Annotated in this window: 17 protein-coding genes and 1 tRNA gene; 13 read left to right on the forward strand and 5 right to left on the reverse strand. The window is 73.1% G+C overall.

The window, feature by feature from the left end; all coding sequences use genetic code 11:
• Positions 1 to 73: 73 nt before the first annotated feature.
• Positions 74 to 964, reverse strand: a complete 891-nt coding sequence (locus BXY45_RS05885) for a LysR family transcriptional regulator (protein WP_109773391.1) — start codon at positions 962 to 964, stop codon at positions 74 to 76.
• A 172-nt stretch (positions 965 to 1136) separates the two neighbouring features.
• Between BXY45_RS05885 and BXY45_RS05890 the strand changes: the two genes are divergently transcribed.
• The 5 genes from BXY45_RS05890 (at position 1137) to BXY45_RS05915 (ending at position 5827) form a co-directional block, all read left to right on the forward strand.
• Positions 1137 to 1553: a response regulator gene (locus BXY45_RS05890; protein ID WP_211319266.1), complete on the forward strand. Its 417-nt coding sequence runs from the start codon at positions 1137 to 1139 to the stop codon at positions 1551 to 1553.
• 9 nt (positions 1554 to 1562) lie between these two features.
• A complete protein-coding gene (gene argS / locus BXY45_RS05895; RefSeq protein ID WP_109773392.1) occupies positions 1563 to 3239 on the forward strand; it encodes an arginine--tRNA ligase in 1677 nt (558 codons plus the stop codon).
• Entirely contained in the window at positions 3236 to 4666 is a 1431-nt protein-coding gene (gene lysA, locus BXY45_RS05900; RefSeq protein ID WP_109773393.1) for a diaminopimelate decarboxylase, read from the forward strand. The genes argS and lysA overlap by 4 nt, the downstream gene beginning before the upstream one ends.
• A gap of 381 nt (positions 4667 to 5047) precedes the next feature.
• Positions 5048 to 5380 (forward strand): DUF6338 family protein, encoded by a 333-nt coding sequence (locus BXY45_RS24945; RefSeq protein WP_109773395.1) that lies wholly within the window; start codon positions 5048 to 5050, stop codon positions 5378 to 5380.
• A 204-nt stretch (positions 5381 to 5584) separates the two neighbouring features.
• Complete coding sequence (locus BXY45_RS05915) at positions 5585 to 5827, forward strand: hypothetical protein (RefSeq protein WP_109773396.1); 243 nt, start codon at positions 5585 to 5587, stop codon at positions 5825 to 5827.
• Between the two features lie 60 nt (positions 5828 to 5887).
• Here the strand turns inward: BXY45_RS05915 and BXY45_RS05920 are convergent, their stop codons facing one another.
• The gene (locus BXY45_RS05920) at positions 5888 to 7138 is read right to left on the reverse strand and encodes a nicotinate phosphoribosyltransferase (protein WP_109773492.1); all 1251 of its coding nucleotides are present in this window, start codon (positions 7136 to 7138) and stop codon (positions 5888 to 5890) included.
• Between the two features lie 170 nt (positions 7139 to 7308).
• Between BXY45_RS05920 and clpS the strand changes: the two genes are divergently transcribed.
• The 4 genes from clpS (at position 7309) to BXY45_RS05940 (ending at position 10013) form a co-directional block, all read left to right on the forward strand.
• The gene (gene clpS / locus BXY45_RS05925) at positions 7309 to 7650 is read left to right on the forward strand and encodes an ATP-dependent Clp protease adapter ClpS (RefSeq protein ID WP_109773397.1); all 342 of its coding nucleotides are present in this window, start codon (positions 7309 to 7311) and stop codon (positions 7648 to 7650) included.
• Position 7651: 1 nt separating this feature from the next.
• On the forward strand, positions 7652 to 8218 hold the full coding sequence (locus BXY45_RS05930) for a DUF2017 domain-containing protein (protein ID WP_109773398.1): 567 nt from the start codon (positions 7652 to 7654) through the stop codon (positions 8216 to 8218).
• Between the two features lie 66 nt (positions 8219 to 8284).
• On the forward strand, positions 8285 to 9145 hold the full coding sequence (gene murI / locus BXY45_RS05935) for a glutamate racemase (RefSeq protein WP_109773399.1): 861 nt from the start codon (positions 8285 to 8287) through the stop codon (positions 9143 to 9145).
• 55 nt (positions 9146 to 9200) lie between these two features.
• On the forward strand, positions 9201 to 10013 hold the full coding sequence (locus tag BXY45_RS05940; RefSeq protein WP_109773400.1) for an MBL fold metallo-hydrolase: 813 nt from the start codon (positions 9201 to 9203) through the stop codon (positions 10011 to 10013).
• A gap of 108 nt (positions 10014 to 10121) precedes the next feature.
• Here the strand turns inward: BXY45_RS05940 and BXY45_RS05945 are convergent, their stop codons facing one another.
• Together BXY45_RS05945 and BXY45_RS05950 are read right to left on the reverse strand one after the other, a co-directional pair.
• Positions 10122 to 10757: a LuxR C-terminal-related transcriptional regulator gene (locus BXY45_RS05945; RefSeq protein WP_109773401.1), complete on the reverse strand. Its 636-nt coding sequence runs from the start codon at positions 10755 to 10757 to the stop codon at positions 10122 to 10124.
• On the reverse strand, positions 10745 to 12703 hold the full coding sequence (locus BXY45_RS05950) for a sensor histidine kinase (RefSeq protein WP_109773402.1): 1959 nt from the start codon (positions 12701 to 12703) through the stop codon (positions 10745 to 10747). Before BXY45_RS05950 ends, BXY45_RS05945 begins: the two co-directional genes overlap by 13 nt.
• A gap of 86 nt (positions 12704 to 12789) precedes the next feature.
• Between BXY45_RS05950 and BXY45_RS05955 the strand changes: the two genes are divergently transcribed.
• The 4 genes from BXY45_RS05955 to BXY45_RS05970 all read left to right on the forward strand — a co-directional run bounded on the left by BXY45_RS05955 (position 12790) and on the right by BXY45_RS05970 (position 16727).
• On the forward strand, positions 12790 to 13509 hold the full coding sequence (locus BXY45_RS05955) for a hypothetical protein (RefSeq protein ID WP_109773403.1): 720 nt from the start codon (positions 12790 to 12792) through the stop codon (positions 13507 to 13509).
• Between the two features lie 83 nt (positions 13510 to 13592).
• Entirely contained in the window at positions 13593 to 14324 is a 732-nt protein-coding gene (gene rph / locus BXY45_RS05960; protein WP_109773404.1) for a ribonuclease PH, read from the forward strand.
• A gap of 20 nt (positions 14325 to 14344) precedes the next feature.
• The gene (gene rdgB / locus BXY45_RS05965) at positions 14345 to 14986 is read left to right on the forward strand and encodes an RdgB/HAM1 family non-canonical purine NTP pyrophosphatase (RefSeq protein ID WP_211319267.1); all 642 of its coding nucleotides are present in this window, start codon (positions 14345 to 14347) and stop codon (positions 14984 to 14986) included.
• A gap of 100 nt (positions 14987 to 15086) precedes the next feature.
• Positions 15087 to 16727 (forward strand): SpoIIE family protein phosphatase, encoded by a 1641-nt coding sequence (locus BXY45_RS05970; protein ID WP_146211099.1) that lies wholly within the window; start codon positions 15087 to 15089, stop codon positions 16725 to 16727.
• A 249-nt stretch (positions 16728 to 16976) separates the two neighbouring features.
• Here BXY45_RS05970 and BXY45_RS05975 read toward each other — a convergent pair.
• A tRNA-Leu gene (locus tag BXY45_RS05975) sits at positions 16977 to 17061 on the reverse strand.
• Positions 17062 to 17078 lie beyond the last annotated feature (17 nt).

Raw genomic sequence — 17078 nt, forward strand, 5'->3', positions numbered from 1 at the left:
AGTTGAAGGGCATGGTCATCATGTCTGCAATGCATGAAAGTCTGGGGATTTCAGGCCTGTCTCGGTGAGGTCGTCACGCGGGGTCCGGTGCCGTCACGTATCGCTCCACGACCCAGGCGCTGATGCGGGCTGCGAGATCCGCCAGGACGGGAGCGGCGGGGTGCGTGGGGTCCCAGGCGCAGTGCAGGCGCACGCTGAGGTGTTCCGACCCCAGGAGGAGGCCTACTCGATCCAGTCCGAAGCGGGCGTCGTCGGACAGGACGGCTACGCCGCGCCCTGCTGCGCACAGCGCCTGGGCCACCGTGCCGTTGGCGGTCTCCAGCAGCGGCGGTGCCGCCAACCCGGTGGTCACCACCGCCGCGTCCAGTGCGCGGCGTGCCGAGTGGCTGGGCGGCAGTGAGATGAGCGACTCCGTGAGCAACTCCTCCACCGTGACCTCCTCGCGTCCCGACCATGCATGGCCGGGGGGTAGGTAGGCCCAGATCGGCAGGGGGGGCATGGCCCGCGAGGCCACCGTCCGCGGGGGGCGACCGGCGACGATGGCCAGGTCAGCCCCGCGTCGCAGGGACTCCTCGGCGGTGGCGCCGCCCGACTCGACCACCGAGGGCACGGGATCCTCAGGGGCCAGCGTGGCGAGGAACGGCGACACGATGTCCGTCAGGGTGGTGGCGGGCGCGGCCAGGGTCACCTGCTCCAGTGCTCCACAGGCGTGGAGCTGGGCAGCTGCGCGCAGCGCCTCGGCATCGGTCAGGAGGGCGCGCGCCCTCGGCAGGAGGGTGCGCCCCACCGGCGTGATCTCCAGGCGACGACCGCTTCTGTCGAAGAGTTCCACGCCCAGCTGCTCCTCCAGTCCGCGCAGCTGCCGGGACAGGGATGGCTGGGTGACGTGTACCCGCTCGGCGGCAGCACTGACCGTCCCACAGTCTGCCGTGGCCACGAAGTAGGCGAGGGTCCTGAGCTCCACCGGCCGAAGGTATGCCTCGAGGGCATCAGTGATCAAGGTGACTGGCATTGGACGGTATGGCCCAGTAGTCCGACGGTGTGGCGACCGCGGCGCACCTGCCCTGCCGAGCTGGTCGCCGCGGAGGGCAAGCGGTGCACGGGCGCGCGCCGAGGGCCACTCCTATCCTGGAGGGGTGGCTCTGGTGCTGGTCGTCGACGACACCTCGCAGATCCGCATGCTCATCCGCCTCAACCTCGAGCTCGAAGGACACGAGGTAGACGAGGCCGCTGACGGCGACGAGTGCCTCGCTCGCCTGCGCGATCCCGATGCGCCGCGCCCCAACGTCGTCACCATGGACGCCGTCATGGAGCCCCGCGACGGGTGGAGCGCCGTCGCCGAGATCCGACGCGACCCGGCCCTGTCCGACATCCCCGTGGTCATGGTCACCGCGAGCGTGCAGGCCCACCAGCGTGCCCGTGCCGTGCAGGTGGGCGTCGACGCGCTGGTGGCCAAGCCGTTCGAGCCGACCGCTCTCGTCGACGTCGTCGAAGACCTCGCCGCTGCGGGCCGCCCCCCGCGCGGCGCCAGCGCCTCACCGGCGCGCCAGTAACCTGGGGGAGTGACCCCCGAGGAGCTGTCGGCAGCCATTCGCGCCTGCCTCACCGGCGCCGTCGACGCCGGTGAGCTGAGCCTCCCGACGGGCGCCGTCCCGCAGGCCGTCAAGGTCGAGAGGCCGCGCAACCGCGACCACGGAGACTGGGCCACCTCGGTGGCGCTGCAGCTGTCCAAGCCTGCCGGCGTGCCGCCCCGGAAGGTCGCCGAGGTGCTGGCCGCCCGCCTGTCCGACGTCGCCGGTGTCAAGAGCGTCGACGTGGCGGGCCCGGGCTTCGTCAACGTCGTCCTCGACGCCGCCGCCGCCGGTGAGCTCGCCCGCACCGTGGTGGAGGCGGGCGCCGCCTTCGGCCGCACCGAAGCCCTGGCCGGGCGCAAGGTCAACCTCGAGTTCGTCTCCGCCAACCCCACCGGACCGGTGCACCTGGGTGGCACGCGGTGGGCCGCCGTCGGAGACTCCCTGGCCCGCGTCCTCGAGGCCGTCGGCGCCGACGTCACCCGCGAGTACTACTTCAACGACCACGGCGCCCAGATCGACAGGTTCGCTCGTTCGTTGTTGGCCCGTGCCCTCGGCCAGGACGCCCCCGAGGACGGCTACGGCGGCGCCTACATCGAGGAGATCGCCACCCGGATCACCGCGGACGCGCGCGCCGCGGGCGAGCCTGACCCCGCCGGCCTGCCCGAGGCGGAGGCGCTGGAGGCGTTCCGCAGCCGCGGCGTGGCGCTGATGTTCGACGAGGTCAAGCAGAGCCTCCACGACTTCCGGGTCGACTTCGACGTCTACTTCCACGAGGACTCCCTGCACTCCTCCGGTGCTGTGGGCACGGTGGTCCAGCAGCTCAAGGACTCCGGGCGCCTCTTCGAGTCCGACGGCGCCTGGTGGCTGCGCTCCACGGAGTTCGGCGACGACAAGGACCGCGTGGTCATCAAGTCCGACGGCAACCCAGCCTACGTCGCCGGTGACCTGGCCTACCTGCGTGACAAGCGCGCCCGCGGCTTCGACCTGTGCATCTACCTGCTGGGTGCCGACCACCACGGCTACGTGGCCCGCCTCAAGGCCGCTGCCGCGGCGTTCGGCGACGACCCCGCCGTCGTCGAGGTGCTCATCGGCCAGATGGTCAACCTCGTCAAGGACGGCGTGCCTGTCCGTATGAGCAAGCGCGCGGGCACCGTGGTGACCATGGAGGACCTCGTCGAGGCCGTCGGTGTCGACGCCGCCCGCTACGCCCTGGTGCGCTCCAGCGTCGACTCCCAGATCGACGTCGACCTCGACCTGCTGACCAAGCGCACCAACGACAACCCCGTCTTCTACGTGCAGTACGCCCACGCGCGGACCTCCGGGGTGAGCCGCAACGCCCGCGACCTGGGGGTGCGGACCGAGGACGGCTTCGACCCGGCCGTGCTCGACCACGCCACCGAGTCGACGCTGCTCGCCGCCATCGGCGACTTCCCCCGCGTGGTCGCCCAGGCTGCTGAGCTGCGCGAACCGCACCGTGTGGCCCGCTACCTGGAGTCCCTCGCCGGCAGCTACCACAAGTGGTACGACGAGCGCCGCGTCACGCCCATGGGCGAGGAGGCCGTCACCGACGTGCACCGCACCCGCCTGTGGCTCAACGACGCCACCCGCACGGTGCTGGCCAACGGCCTGGCGCTGCTGGGTGTCTCTGCTCCGGAGCGGATGTGAGAGCGCACCCGGCAGGCCCGCAGCATGCTGCCGGACTGGGTGGTCCCGGCTGGCTGAGCGAGCCGGACGACCCCAATGACCTCCTGCCTGCGCTGTGGCCGAGCACCGCGCGCCGGCTGTCCGGCGGCAGCGCCGACGGTGTGGTCAGCGTCGGGGGTGTCCCCGTCACGGAGCTGGCGGCCGAGCACGGAACCCCGGCGTACATCGTGGACGAGGCCGACTTCCGCGCCCGCGCCACGGCCTTCCGCGACGCGTTCGCCGAGGCCTTCGCCGACGCGTGCGGCGGCGCCGACGTCTACTACGCCGCCAAGGCCTTCACGTGCACGGCGGTGGCCCGCTGGCTCGCCGAGGACGGCCTGCGCTACGACGCGTGCACCGGCGGTGAGCTGGCGGTGGCGCTGCGCGGCGGCACCGACCCGGCGCACGTGCTGCTGCACGGCAACAACAAGTCCGACGAGGAGATCGTCCGCGCGGTGCGGGCGGGCGTGGGCAAGGTCGTCGTCGACGGCTTCCACGACATCGACAGGACAGCCGACGCCGCCCGCGAGGCGGGCGTGCGCCAGGGCGTGCTCATCAGGACGACGGTGGGCGTCGAGGCGCACACGCACGACTACATCGCCACCGCCCACGAGGACCAGAAGTTCGGTCTCTCGCTGGCCTCCGGGCAGGCCGCCGAGGCGGTCCGCCGGGTGCTCGCACGCCCCGAGCTGGAGCTCCGCGGGCTGCACAGCCACATCGGCAGCCAGATCTTCGACGTCTCCGGCTTCGAGGTGGCCGCGCGCCGCCTGCTGGGCCTGCACGCCCAGGTGCTCGCCGAGCACGGGGTGGAGATGCCCGAGATCGACCTGGGCGGTGGCTTCGGCATCGCCTACACCACGCAGGACGCCCCGCTGAGCCCCGCCGACCTGGCACGCGGCATGGCCGAGGTGGTCACGGCGGCGTGCGCGCAGCTCGGCGTCGCCGTCCCCAAGGTCTCCATCGAGCCCGGCCGTGCCATCGCCGGCCCGGCTGGCGTGACCCTGTACCGCGTGGGATCGACCAAGGACGTCGCGCTGGATGGCGGGTTGCAGCGCCGCTACGTGGCTGTCGACGGCGGCATGAGCGACAACATCCGCACCGCCCTCTACGACGCCGACTACTCCGCCACGCTCGGGGGCCGGCGCTCGACAGCCAGCCCCGTGCTGAGCCGCGTGGTCGGCAAGCACTGCGAAAGCGGCGACGTCGTGGTCAAGGACGAGTTCCTCCCTGACGACCTCGCCGCCGGTGACCTGCTCGTGGTGCCCGCCACCGGCGCGTACTGCCACAGCATGGCCAGCCAGTACAACCACGTGCCGCGCCCGCCCGTGGTGGCCGTCAAGGACGGCGTGAGCCGGGTGCTCGTGCGCCGCGAGACCGAGGACGATCTGCTGGCTCTCGACGTCGGCTGACGGACAGCTCGGACTGTCGGTGGTGCCGATCATGCTGACCGAGAGCCCACGACAGCCGAGGCCCTGGTCATCGCTCTCATCGCCGTGCTTCCGGGAGCGATGTACCTCTGGGGCTTCGAACGAGAGGACGGCCCCTGGTCGGTCGGTCTCGCCGATCGGACCCTGCGTTTCGTGGGTGCCTCGGGTCTCCTCTCCCCGATCACGCTGCCGCTTGTCTGGCTCGGGTACCGAGAGCTCGTTCTCCTGGATGGGCTCCGCGACATCAACGGCCCCGACCCTCGCGTGTGGGCCTTGCCTCCCCTCCTCTTCGTGGTGCCCGCGGCCGTGGGGGTCCTCGTGGGGCGATCGGCGCGCCGTGGATGACGGTGGGTTCGTCCCCTGGTGGGGGCTACTCCGGCGCCACGCGGCTGGGACCAGCTCTTTCGCACCCCTGGGCTCTCGGGGCTCCTGCAACTGAAGCTCACCGATGGGCAGTGGCTGGTCGGGCTCTGGGACCGAGCCAGTCCCCTCAACGGTCTTCCTGGGAGCTACGCCGCGGGCTTCCCCCACCCGCAGGACCTGTACCTGGTGGACACCTGTGTCATCGATGGCGATGGAGCAGTGATCACTGACGACTCTGGCCATCCGAAGCTGACGGGAGTCGCGGTGCTGGTTCGCTGGGAGCAGGTCGTCTACGCTGGTTTCCTCCAAGTGTCGACAGAGGGAGAGCCGTGAGCAGCGCGAACCCTGATCGACGGACCAATGCCCCCAGCGGAGTCGAGACACGTGGGGGCTATCCCGCAGGGGGCTCGGGCAAGGTGGCTCTACGGCCCCTCCCGCGCAACTTCCCCAAGCGGCCCACCAGTGGTGCCAACGGCGCCGGGCCGAAGGCCGCGCCGCGCGAGCGTTGAGGCGGGCGTACCTGGCAGGATCACCTCCGTGGCGATCCCCTTCTTCCTCATGGCCGTCGGCTCCCTGATGATCTTCCTCGGGCTGCTCAACGGCGACATCACGACGGCGCACGACATCTCCAAGTTCGGCGGCATCGTGCTGGTCGCGATCGGCATTCTGGCGTCGGCGCGCACCGCGGCCAAGCGTCGTCAGGACGCTCGTCTGGTGCGCATCCAGGCCGGCCTGCCGCAGTCCGAGCCGCTCGGGCGTGAGGGCGGCGCCCACTACTGAGCCCAGTTGGGCGCCCCCGCCGTCGTCCATGTCCTTCCGACGGTCTGAGGCAGACGACCTTCAGACCGGCGGCAGGACGCGGGTGGGCACGGCCGGGTCTCCCTTGGAGAGGGCCAACCCCTCCCAGGGCAGGGTGACCAGCACACCCGCGAGGTGCTCGCGGGCTGCGCGCAGGCCGGCACCGCTCGATGGCGGCCCGACACGCTCGCCGGCGCGGACCAGCGGCACCTGCAGCGGCCGGTCGCCCGGCTCGGCGGGCGGAGGCCCGCCCGCGCTGACGACCTCCTCGGTCGCGGTGCCGGAGCTGCGGTGACGCCGTACGGCGATCTTGCGACCACCGTGGCTTGCCTTGGACTCCGACCGCTTGGCCACCGGACGCCCATCGACCTCGACGAGCTTGTAGACCATCCCCGCCGTCGGTGACCCGGAGCCCTGCACCACGGAGGTGCCGACGCCGTACGCGTCGACCGGTGCGGCAGCCAGGGCGGCGATGCCGAACTCGTCCAGGTCACCGGACAGCACGATGCGCGTGCCGATGGCTCCCAGGGAGTCGAGCTGCTGGCGCACCTGCACCGCGAGGACGGCGAGGTCGCCGGAGTCGATGCGCACCGCACCCAGCTCCGGACCGGCCACGCGCACCGCCGTCTCGACGCCGGCGTGGATGTCGTAGGTGTCCACCAGCAGCGTCGTGCCGGTGCCGAGCGCGGCTACCTGCGCGCGGAAGGCCTCCTCCTCGGAGTCGTGCAGCAGCGTGAAGGCGTGCGCCGAGGTGCCGGAGGTCGGCACGCCGTAACGACGCCCCGCCTCGAGGTTGGACGTCGAGGCGAACCCCGCCAGGTAGGCCGCCCGCGCCGAGGCCACCGCAGCCTCCTCGTGGGTGCGCCGGCTGCCCATCTCGATGATCGGACGGTCGCCGGCGGCCTTCGCCATGCGCGCGGCCGCCGACGCGACGGCGGAGTCGTGGTTGAGGATCGCGAGGACGAGCGTCTCCAGCACCACGGCCTCGCCGAAGGATCCGGTGACCGTGAGCACGGGGGAGCCGGGGAAGTAGATCTCGCCCTCGGCGTAGCCGTCGACGTCGCCGGTGAACCGCCACTGCGCCAGGTGGGCCAGCGTCTGCTCCGACAGGCGACCCGTCACACGCAGCGCCTCCAGCACCGGCTCGTCGAAGCGGAACCGCTCCAGCGCATCGAGCACGCGCGCCGTCCCGGCGACCACCCCGTAGCGGCGTCCGTCCGGCAGCCGCCGGGCGAACACCTCGAAGGTGCAGTGGCGATCGGCTGCGCCGCTGCGCAGCGCCGACTCCAGCATGGTCAGCTCGTAGGCGTCGGTGAGCAGCGCAGTGCTCGGGTCCAGGCTCGGGTTGAAACTCGGGTGGGGGCTCGGCGTCTCGGAGGACACCGACGACTGCAGCAGGGTCGACTCCACAGGCTCACCGTAGGATGAGCCCGCGTGAGCACCCACCGGACGGACGCACGGTGATGACCAAACTACGAGCCGTACCGGTCGCGGCGGTCCGCGGAGCTGCCGTCGTGGATTCGGCCCCCGCGGAGGCCGAGGAGCGCGTCGAGGCGCTCGACGGTGAGGTCGCCAAGCCGTGGGTCACCATCGTCTGGAACGACCCGGTGAACCTGATGTCCTACGTCACCTACGTGTTCCAGACGTATTTCGGGCATTCGAAGGAGAAGGCGGAGAAGCTCATGCGGGACGTGCACGAGGCGGGGCGCGCCGTCGTCTCCTCCGGCACCCGCGAGGAGATGGAGCGCGACACCGAGGCCATGCACGGGTACGGCCTGTGGGCGACGTTCGCAAAGGACAACTGACGTGGCCCGCCGCTTCGAGAGCGCCCGCCGCGGGGTGACCGCCACCCTCGACGACGACGAGCGCGCCCTCCTCGGAGGCCTGCTCGCAGAGGTCTCCGAGCTCCTGGACGACGGGTCCGTCCCCTCCACCGACCCGCTGGAGGCCCTGGTGGGCGCGGGCGGGCCGACCACACCCCCGGCTGACCCGGCGGTGGCGCGGCTGCTGCCGCAGGGCGCCAAGGACGATCCCGACGCCGCACGGGAGTTCCGCCGCCTCACCGAGAAGGGGCTGCGGGCACGCAAGCGCGAGACCCTCGAGCGGGCCCGCGCCACGCTGGAGCGCCCCGGCGCCCTCGTGCTGGACGCCGAGGAGGCCCACGCCTGGCTGGTCTCCCTCACCGACGTGCGCCTCGTGCTGGCGGAGCGGCTCGGGCTGCGCACCGACGAAGACGCCGACGCCGTCCTCGCCGAAGCGGCGACCAGCACCCCGGAAGACCCGCGCGTGTGGATGGCGTCGGTGTACGACTTCCTCACCTGGCTCCAGGAGTCGCTCGTCGCCGCGCTGATGGAGCGGCAGGGGCGGCGCTGACGTTGTCCCTTCACGGATGCCGTCCCCGGACGACGCCGCCTCTCAACAGGGCCTAGCCTGGCGCTCGTGGCTGACGCCCCGATCGGGATCTTCGACTCCGGCGTCGGCGGGCTCACCGTGGCGCGCGCTGTCCTCGACCAGCTGCCTGGTGAGGCGGTGGTCTACCTCGGTGACACGGCCCGCGCCCCGTACGGCCCCCGACCGCTGGCGCACGTACGGGCCTACGCGCTGGAGTGCCTCGACGAGCTGGTCTCCTCCGGGGTGAAGCTGCTGGTCATCGCCTGCAACACCGCCAGCGCGGCCATGCTGCACGACGCGCGCGAGCGGTACAGCGTCCCCGTCATCGAGGTGATCCGCCCCGCGGTGCGCCGTGCGGTGGCGAGCACGCGCACGGGGCGCGTCGGGGTGATCTGCACCGCCGCGACGGCGACGTCCGGCGCGTACGCCGACGCGTTCGCCGCTGCCCCGGGGATCACGACGACGACGACGGCCTGCCCGCGCTTCGTGGACTTCGTCGAGGCGGGCGTGACGTCGGGCCCGGAGGTGGTGGAGGCTGCGCGCGAGCAGCTCGCGCCCGTCGTGGCCGCCGGCGTGGACACGCTGGTGCTGGGCTGCACCCACTACCCGCTGCTCACCGGCGTCATCTCCTACGTCATGGGTGATGGCGTCACGCTGGTCTCCAGCGCGGAGGAGACGGCCCAGGCGGTGTACCGCGAGCTGACGGCGCGTGACGCGTTGCGCCCCCGGGGCCTGCCGGAACCGGAGCACCGCTGGCTCGCCACGGGTGACCCGGAGCGGTTCGCGGTGCTGGCGCGGCGGTTCCTGGGGACGGCGGCTCCGGCGCAGCTGCACGCCGAGCGCCACCCCACGGTGCTGCACACGGGGCTGCTGCCCAAGATCACCGCGCCTCTGGCGCGGAGGAGCTAGAGCGCCGCTGGCGCGTGGGCGGTAGCGCGGTCGTGACGGGAGAGGGAGGCGTGGCGTGAGGCTGACGGTCATCGGGTGCTCGGGGTCCGTGCCGGGGCCGGACTCGCCGTCGTCGTGCTACCTGCTGGAGGCGGAGGACCCGGCCGACCCCACAGGCAGGACCTGGCGCGTGGTGCTGGACCTCGGCAGCGGTGCCTCGGGTCCGCTGCAGCGTTACCTGCCCGGCGGTGACCTCACCACGCTCGACGGGGTGCTCCTCTCGCACCTGCACGCCGACCACTGCCTCGATACGACGGCGCTGTACGTGGCGCTGAAGTACGGACCGGCCGCCTACCGCGGGCAGCCTGTGCCTCCCGTGCCGCTGTGGGCGCCGGCGGACGCGCCGGGGCGCCTGGCCCGTGCGTACGACCTTCCCGCCGACGGCCCGGGGATGACGGAGCAGTTCACCTTCGGTGCCTGGACCGACGGGGTGCCGGTCCGTGTGGGTCCGTTCACCGTGGAGCCCTCGCTCGTGGCGCATCCGGTGGAGGCGTACGGCCTGCGCATCACCGGTCCCTCCGACGGCGGCGGCACGGCCGTACTCGCCTACACCGGCGACACCGACGAGTGCCCCGCCCTGGACCACCTCGCGGCCGACGTCGACCTGTTCCTCACGGAGGCGACCTTCACCGACGACGTCGTCGTCGAGCCGGGGGTGCACCTGTCGGGCGTGCGCGCCGGGGTCGCTGCGGCGCGGGCCGGTGCTCGGTCGGTGCTGGTGACGCACCTGCCGCCGTGGGCCGACGCGCCCGCGGTGCTCGCGGAGGTCCGCTCCCGCTACGACGGCCCCGCCGAGCTCGCGCGCCCGGGCACCACGCACACCCTCTGATCGCCCTGCCCCGCCCCGCCCCTTCTCGCACTTTCCGGGGCAAGTGCGGTTCCCGGCGCCTCTATGTCGCACTTTCCGCGGCAAGTGCGCTGGGGGCCGGAGGGACGGTCAGTGCTGGGAGGCCAGCCATGTCAGGACAGCCAGCACGCGCACGTTGTCGTCGCTGCCCGGCTCCAGCCCGAGCTTGCTGAACACCGAGCGCAGGTGGGCGTCGACGGTCCTCACGGCGATGCACAGATCGGCGGCCACTCCGGCGTTGCTCCGCCCCGCCGCCACGCGCGCCAGTACTTCCGCCTCGCGCTCGGTGAGCACCCCTGCCGCAGGCGCGGTCGAGCGCTCGAGGACCGCCGGGTCCAGCACCGTCGCGCCCGCGCCGACTGCCTCCACCTGGGCCAGGAACGCCTCGGTCTCCATCACCGAGTCCTTCAGCACGAAGCCGAGCGCGCGCGGGTGGCCCGCGGTGAGCAGCGCCACGACGCCCGGGTCGACCTGCTGGGTGAGGACGACGGTGGCTAGCTCCGGCAGGCGCTCCCGCAGGAAGGCCACCGCCCGCGCGCCGTCGTCGACCATCCGCGGGGGCATCCGCACGTCCGCGAGCACGAGGTCGGGCCGGGTGCTGTTGACTGCCTCCACGAGCGCCACCGCGTCACCGACGGCCGCCGTCACCCGGTGACCGCCCTCGGTGAGCAGCCTCACGAGCCCGTCGCGCAGGAGCACCTGGTCTTCCGCGATCACGACCCGCACGGCAGCACCGCCTCCACGACCGTCCCGCGTGCCCGCTCGGGCCCGCTGCCGTCCCTGACGACGAGCAGCCCGTCCGCGGAGCGCACCCGTTCGGCCAGCCCCCGCAGCCCCGAGCCGGTGCGCGGGTCGGCGCCGCCCGTGCCGTCGTCGTCGACGGTCACCACGACCCGTCCGCCGCTCGGCTCGCTCACGCGCACCACCACCCTGGAGGCCTGCGCGTGCTTGAGCGCGTTGGCGACGGCCTCGCTCACCACGAAGTAGGCGGTCGCCTCCGCCGGCGCGGCCAGGCGGGTGGCGGGCACGTCGAGGACGACGGCCGGTCGCTCCTCGACCCGCGTGCGCAGCTGCCCGAACAACGACGTCAGCGCCGGGCCGAGGCCTTGCTCCACCAGCAGCTGCGGCAGCCTGTCGTCGGCGACGGCGCGGACGTCGTCCACCGCGCGGCGCAGCACGTCCACCGCCTGCTCGAGCAGCAGCCGGGACGTCGGGTCGTCCACGTCGCGGCTCGACAGCTGCAGGTGCAGCGCCAGCCCGAGCAGCCGGCCCTGGAGGCCGTCGTGGAGGTCCTGGCTGAGCCGGCGCCGCTCCAGGCTCGCTGCCAGCCGCGCCAGCTGGTCGGCCTGGTCCAGCTGCGCCTCGAGCACCGCTGGCCGCAGGAGGTCGCTGCAGTCGCCGAGACGCCGCAGCCGCGCCCGCGCTGCCGGTGAGCTGCTGAGCACGACGACGGCGGGGGCGCCCGCGCTGTGCGCCAGCACCACGCCGTCGCCGTCGTCGTCCTCGTCCTCTGCGGTGTGCGGAGCGTCAGCGGTGGGGTAGCGCACGGCGAGGTTGGGGTCGCCCACCACCCGACGCAGAACCCGCTCCAGCGAGCGCCGCTGCTCTCCGCCGGTGTCGGCCGCCAGCTCGTGGCGCAGCTCTGCTGCCGGGTCCACCACCCGCGCCACCCACCCGTGCCAGCGCAGCCACGGGAGGCCGAGGGCCGCGACCGCTGCTCCTCCGACGACGACGGCCCACCCTGTGGGCAGGTCCCTCGACACCGCCAGGGCCAGCCAAGCGAACACCACAGCGCCGACCAGCCCCAACAGCAGGTCCAGCACCCCGACGACCACCCGCGTCCGCACCAGCGCGTCACGGGCCTGCACCGCCCCGACCGAGAGCACCGCCGAGGCGAGGACGCCGCCACTGAAGCCGAGGTAGAGAAGGGTGATCGTCGTGTCGTCCGCACCGAGCGCGGCCCCCACCGCCCCGAGCACCCAGCAGGCGGTGATCACCAGCACGGGCGCCAGCGCCGCGACCGCAGCGACGACGGCGCGCCGCCGGACCTCCCCGGCGGTGCCGCGCACCGCCGCCCACGTCACCACCGACGGGACGGCGAAGGACGACACCCACAGCAGTGACCCGGCGACGCCTGCCGCGGCAGCGCCCGGCCCTCCGCGCAAGCCGTACCCCGAGAGCCCGTTGCTGGCCACGACGAGGGCGAGCACGAGGAGCACGCCCGTCCCGGTCCGCGTCCCACGCCGGGGCGAGCGTGTGCCGATCGCCGGAGTGTTGGTCACGGCGCCGCTGGCGACGACGGGCAGCAGCTGGAAGAGCACCAGCGGCACGACGTGGCCGCCCATCGCCAGCACCTCGAGCACGCCTGCTGCACCGGGACCTCCGAGGCCGGCCCCCCACAGCGACAGCGACGTGGGGTAGAGCAGGACCGCCGCACCGAGCACCCCGGTGAGCTGTGCCGTGGTCCGCGGCACCGGTGGGTCGCGCAGTGGCCTCCAGGCGGCGACCAGCAGCACCGCGACACCGCTGGCCACCATCGCAGCCCGCGCGACGAGGCCGACGTGCAGCTCGTCCTGGCGCCACGGCAGCGCCATGGCGATGCCGGCGGCCGCTGCACCGACCCCGGCGACGATGGGCCACCCCCACCGCCATCCACGGACCGCAGGACCCATCCGTCCATGCTGGCGCAGCCCGTGGCCTGCGGGAATAGGCGATCGCACCGATGCCGGGGCGGCACCGGGGTCCCTAGCGTCCGGCCATGACCACAGACTCGGCACAGACCGGCACCACCCCACCTGCCCTGGCGCCGCGAGCACGCTCGCCCATCCCCGGGGGGCTGCTCGTCGCCGTCGCGGGGGCGGTGCTGCTCACGGTCACCAACGCCCTCGTGAACTTCGGCGCGTACTCCCGGGCGACGACCACCGCCGACGTCATCACCTCCATGGGGGAGCACCAGGGGCTCTACGAGGTGACCATCGCCGTCGGACTCGTTTCGGTGGTCCTGCTCGTGCCGGGGATCTGGGCGGTGGGTGCCGTCCTGGCCGTCCGCACCCCTGTCCTGGCGGGGATCGGGGCGTGGCTCGGGGCCACCGGCTACCTGCTCTCGACGGTGCTGTCGCTGGAGTCTGCCGCCGCGCTCGGCGTGGCGCGGGCTGTGTTGGAGGACGGCGCCGACCCCGCCGCGTACGTCGCCGGTGTCGACCAGTACGCGCCCGTGGCCATGATCGGCGTCTACACGCTCTTCGGGCTGGGAGGGCTGTTCGGATTCGTCGTCCTGGGCGTCGCGGTGCTGAGGCAGGCGGGCAGCCGCGGCCCGCTGCCCCGGTGGGCCGGGTGGGCGCTGATCCTGTCGGCGCCGGTGCGGATGGGTGGGCTCATCTTCGGGGTGGCTGCCGGGCCGCCGCTGGCGTCGCTGCTCATCACGGCGGCCCTGCTCGCGATCCTCCTGGCAGCCCGCCGTCCTGCCGTCAGTCGCTGACACGGCCCCCGCCTCTGTCGCACTTTCCGCGGCAAGTGCAGGAGGGGGAGGGGGCGTCGGAGGCGGGTCCTAGGCTCGGCGGCATGGCTGAGAGCACCAGCAGGCCCGGTGGACGGCGTCCCGACCAGCTCCGCGACGTGACAATCACGCGCCGCTACCTCGAGGCGGGCGAAGGCAGCGTCCTCGTGGAGTTCGGCCGCACGAAGGTCCTCTGCGTCGCCTCGCTCACCGAGGGCGTGCCGCGCTGGAAGAAGGGCAGCGGCTCCGGCTGGGTCACCGCCGAGTACGCGATGCTGCCGCGCGCCACCAACACCCGCAGCGACCGCGAGTCGGTCAAGGGCAAGGTCGGCGGCCGCACCCAGGAGATCAGCCGCCTCGTCGGCCGCTCGCTGCGCGCCGCCGTCGACGTCACCAAGCTGGGCGAGAACACCGTCGTCCTCGACTGCGACGTGCTCCAGGCCGACGGCGGCACCCGCACCGCCGCCATCACCGGGGCCTACGTGGCCCTCCACGACGCCGTGACGTGGGCCCGCGAGAAGGGCATCGTCAAGAAGGACCCCCTGCGCGGCTCCGTGGCCGCTGTCAGCGTGGGCATCGACAGGGGTGTCCCGGTGCTCGATTTGGAGTACGTCGAGGACGTCCGCGCCGAGACCGACATGAACGTCGTCATGACCGGTGACGGCAGGTTCGTGGAGGTGCAGGGCACCGCCGAGGGCCAGCCGTTCGACAGGGCGGAGCTCGACGCCCTGCTCGAGCTGGCCGCCAGCGGCTGCGCCGAGCTGACCCGGCTTCAGCGCGAGTCCCTCGGCCTGTGAGCGACCTTGGGAGTGGCCAGGTGAACCAGCCGGTCCGAGTGGTGCTCGCCACCCGCAACGCCCACAAGGTGGGGGAGCTGCGCGCCATCCTCGCCCCTCACCTGCCCGACGACGTCGTCGTCGAGTTCCTGGCCGTGGGAGACCCGTCGCTGCCGGACGTGCCCGAGGTCGCCGAGACGGAGGTGACCTTCGCCGGCAACGCCCTCCTCAAGGCCCGCGCGGTCGCCGCTGCCACCGGCCTGCTCGCTATTGCCGACGACTCGGGCATCGCCGTCGACGTCCTCGGTGGGGCCCCAGGGATCTTCTCGGCGCGCTGGTCGGGCCGTCACGGCGACGACGCCGCCAACCTGGCCCTGCTCCTGGCGCAGGTGGCCGACGTCCCCGACGAGCACCGCGGAGCCGCCTTCGTGTGCGCCGCCGCGCTGGTCACCCCCGACGGCCACGAGCACGTGGAGCTGGGCGAGCTGCGCGGCACCCTGGCGCGCGAGCCCCGCGGCGAAGGTGGCTTCGGATACGACCCGGTGCTCGTGCCGCAGGGCTCGCAGGTCAGCTGCGCGGAGTTGACGCCGCAGGAGAAGGACGCGGTCAGCCACCGCGGTCAGGCGTTCCGGGCGCTCGCGCCGCACCTCGTCGCCCGCGTCCGGGGGCACGGCCTGCCCTGACGGGTGCCGGTGGGCGCATCGGGCACCGGTCGGCTGGCAGGATGGCGCGGCCTCATCCGCCGCGACTGGCGCGCCACGGGGCGCCGTCGGAGGGGGCCAGGTGCCGGACCAGCACGGACTTCCCCTCGCGGCAGCTCCCTCGTGGGTGTCGCTCGACAGGGACGACCGCGTCGTCGCCATGAATCGGCCTGCGGAGGCGCTGTTCGGCCTGCGGCACGAGGAGGTGGTCGGCAGGTCGCTGTGGGAGATCTTCCCGTACTCGCGCGACCACGACTTCGGCCCCCGCTACGCCGAGGCCCGGCGGACCGGTGCGCCCCTCGCCTTCGAGGCGTGGGGCACCACCGTCGAGCGATGGCTCTCGGTGCACGTGGTGCCGGACGGGGAGCTGCTGCACGTCCACCTGCTCGACGTCACGGACCGCCGCCGCGCCGAGGACGCCCTGCAGGCGACCGTCCGCCGGCTGGAGCTCCTGGGCACCGTCAGCGAGCTGCTCACACGCAGGTCCGATCAGGGGATCGCCGTCGGCGAGCTGGCCCGCCTCGTCGTGCCGGAGCTGGCCGACTGGTGCACGGTCACCCTCGTGCAGACAGGCCGCCTGCGTCGGACGCTGGGCTGGGCCCACCGTGACCCGGAGCTCGACCCCGTGCTCGAGCGGTACGCCGGCTACCAGGCCGCCACCATGAGTCGCGAGGCCGCGATCGCCGTGTGCCTGCGTACGGGGCGCGAGGTCTTCGTGCCCGCTCTGCCTCCCCTGGGCGACTGGGTGGGTGACTCCGAGGCGCGTGCGCTCCTCGAGGTGCTTGCCCCAGCGTCCGTGCTGGTGGTGCCCCTCAGCTCCGGTGGCCGCACCCTCGGTGCGATGGCGCTTGTGCGCACCACGCCCGGGGTAGAACGCTCGCCCGCGGAGGTGGAGACCGCTCGCGAGGTCGCGCGGCGTGCCGGGCTGGCGCTCGACAACGCCCGTCTCTACGGCGAGCAGGCGGAGCTCAGCTCGGCTCTGCAGCGCAGCCTGCTCACGGCGCCCCCGAACCTGCCGGGCGCTGAGCTGGCCGTCCGCTACGTCAGCGCCGCCGTCGAGGCGCGCATCGGCGGCGACTGGTACGACGCGTTCCGCCAGCGAGACGGCAGCACGGCGCTCGTCATCGGCGACGTCATCGGTCACGACTCCCGCGCGGCTGCCGCGATGGGGCAGGTCCGAGGTCTGCTGCGGGGCATCGCCCACGCCACAGGGCACCGCCCGGCCGGGGTGCTCACGGCCGTGGACGAGGCCGTCGAGGACCTGGAGCTCGCGACAACGGCCACGGCCGTGGTGGCGCGGCTCGAGCAGGACGGCGACGGCGACCGTCACGGCCACGTCACTGCGCTGATCCCCGCGCAGCGGCGCCTGGTCTGGTCGAACGCGGGACACCCGCCGCCGCTCCTGCGCCACCCGGACGGCACCGTCGTCGTGCTCGAGGACGACGAGACCGACCTGCTGCTGGGCATCGACCCTGCGACGACACGGCGCGAACACAGCACGGTGCTGGCGGCTGGCAGCACCGTGCTGCTCTACACCGACGGGCTCGTCGAGCGGCGTGGTTTGTCGCTCGACGCCGGCATCGAGCGTCTCCGCGCCACCGTGGAGGCGGTGGGCCACCTGCCGCTGGAGCAGCTGTGCGACACCGTGCTCGACCGGATGCTCCCCGAGGAGCCTGAGGACGACATCGCCGTGCTCACGCTGCGCGTGCTCGCCCACCCCTGAGCCGCAAGCACCGCTGCCTCGGCCTCACCCAGAGAGGGATCATGTCCGCCGATCTCCAGCAGCCCAGCTTTCCTAATCCCCAGCCGGGCCCGGGAGGCACTGACACCCGACCTACCTCCGTGGCAGCAACCTTCCCGAAGAGATGGAGTGCTATGTGGACAGCGTGATGCGCCTGCCGAGCTGACACGTCACGCCCGTCGGACGGCTCCCCCCGAGGTGCAGTGAGGGGCCGTCCGATAGTGCGTTGTCTGGTGCGCGAGGCGGGACTTGAACCCGCACGCCCGAAGGCACAGGAACCTAAATCCTGCGTGGCTGCCAATTTCACCACTCGCGCTGGTCCGGCCGGGCGCT

The organism is Quadrisphaera granulorum, assembly GCF_003149145.1.
GTDB classification, from domain to species: Bacteria; Actinomycetota; Actinomycetes; order Actinomycetales; family Quadrisphaeraceae; genus Quadrisphaera; species Quadrisphaera granulorum.

Bases quoted from the DNA above. Each gene is read 5' to 3' on its own strand.
- clpS (WP_109773397.1), top strand. From the start codon at position 7,309: ATGACCAAACTACGAGCCGTACCGGTCGCGGCGGTCCGCGGAGCTGCC.
- rph (WP_109773404.1), top strand. From the start codon at position 13,593: ATGGCTGAGAGCACCAGCAGGCCCGGTGGACGGCGTCCCGACCAGCTC.
- BXY45_RS05950 (WP_109773402.1), bottom strand. From the start codon at position 12,703: ATGGGTCCTGCGGTCCGTGGATGGCGGTGGGGGTGGCCCATCGTCGCC.
- BXY45_RS05920 (WP_109773492.1), bottom strand. From the start codon at position 7,138: ATGCTGGAGTCGGCGCTGCGCAGCGGCGCAGCCGATCGCCACTGCACC.
- BXY45_RS05955 (WP_109773403.1), top strand. From the start codon at position 12,790: ATGACCACAGACTCGGCACAGACCGGCACCACCCCACCTGCCCTGGCG.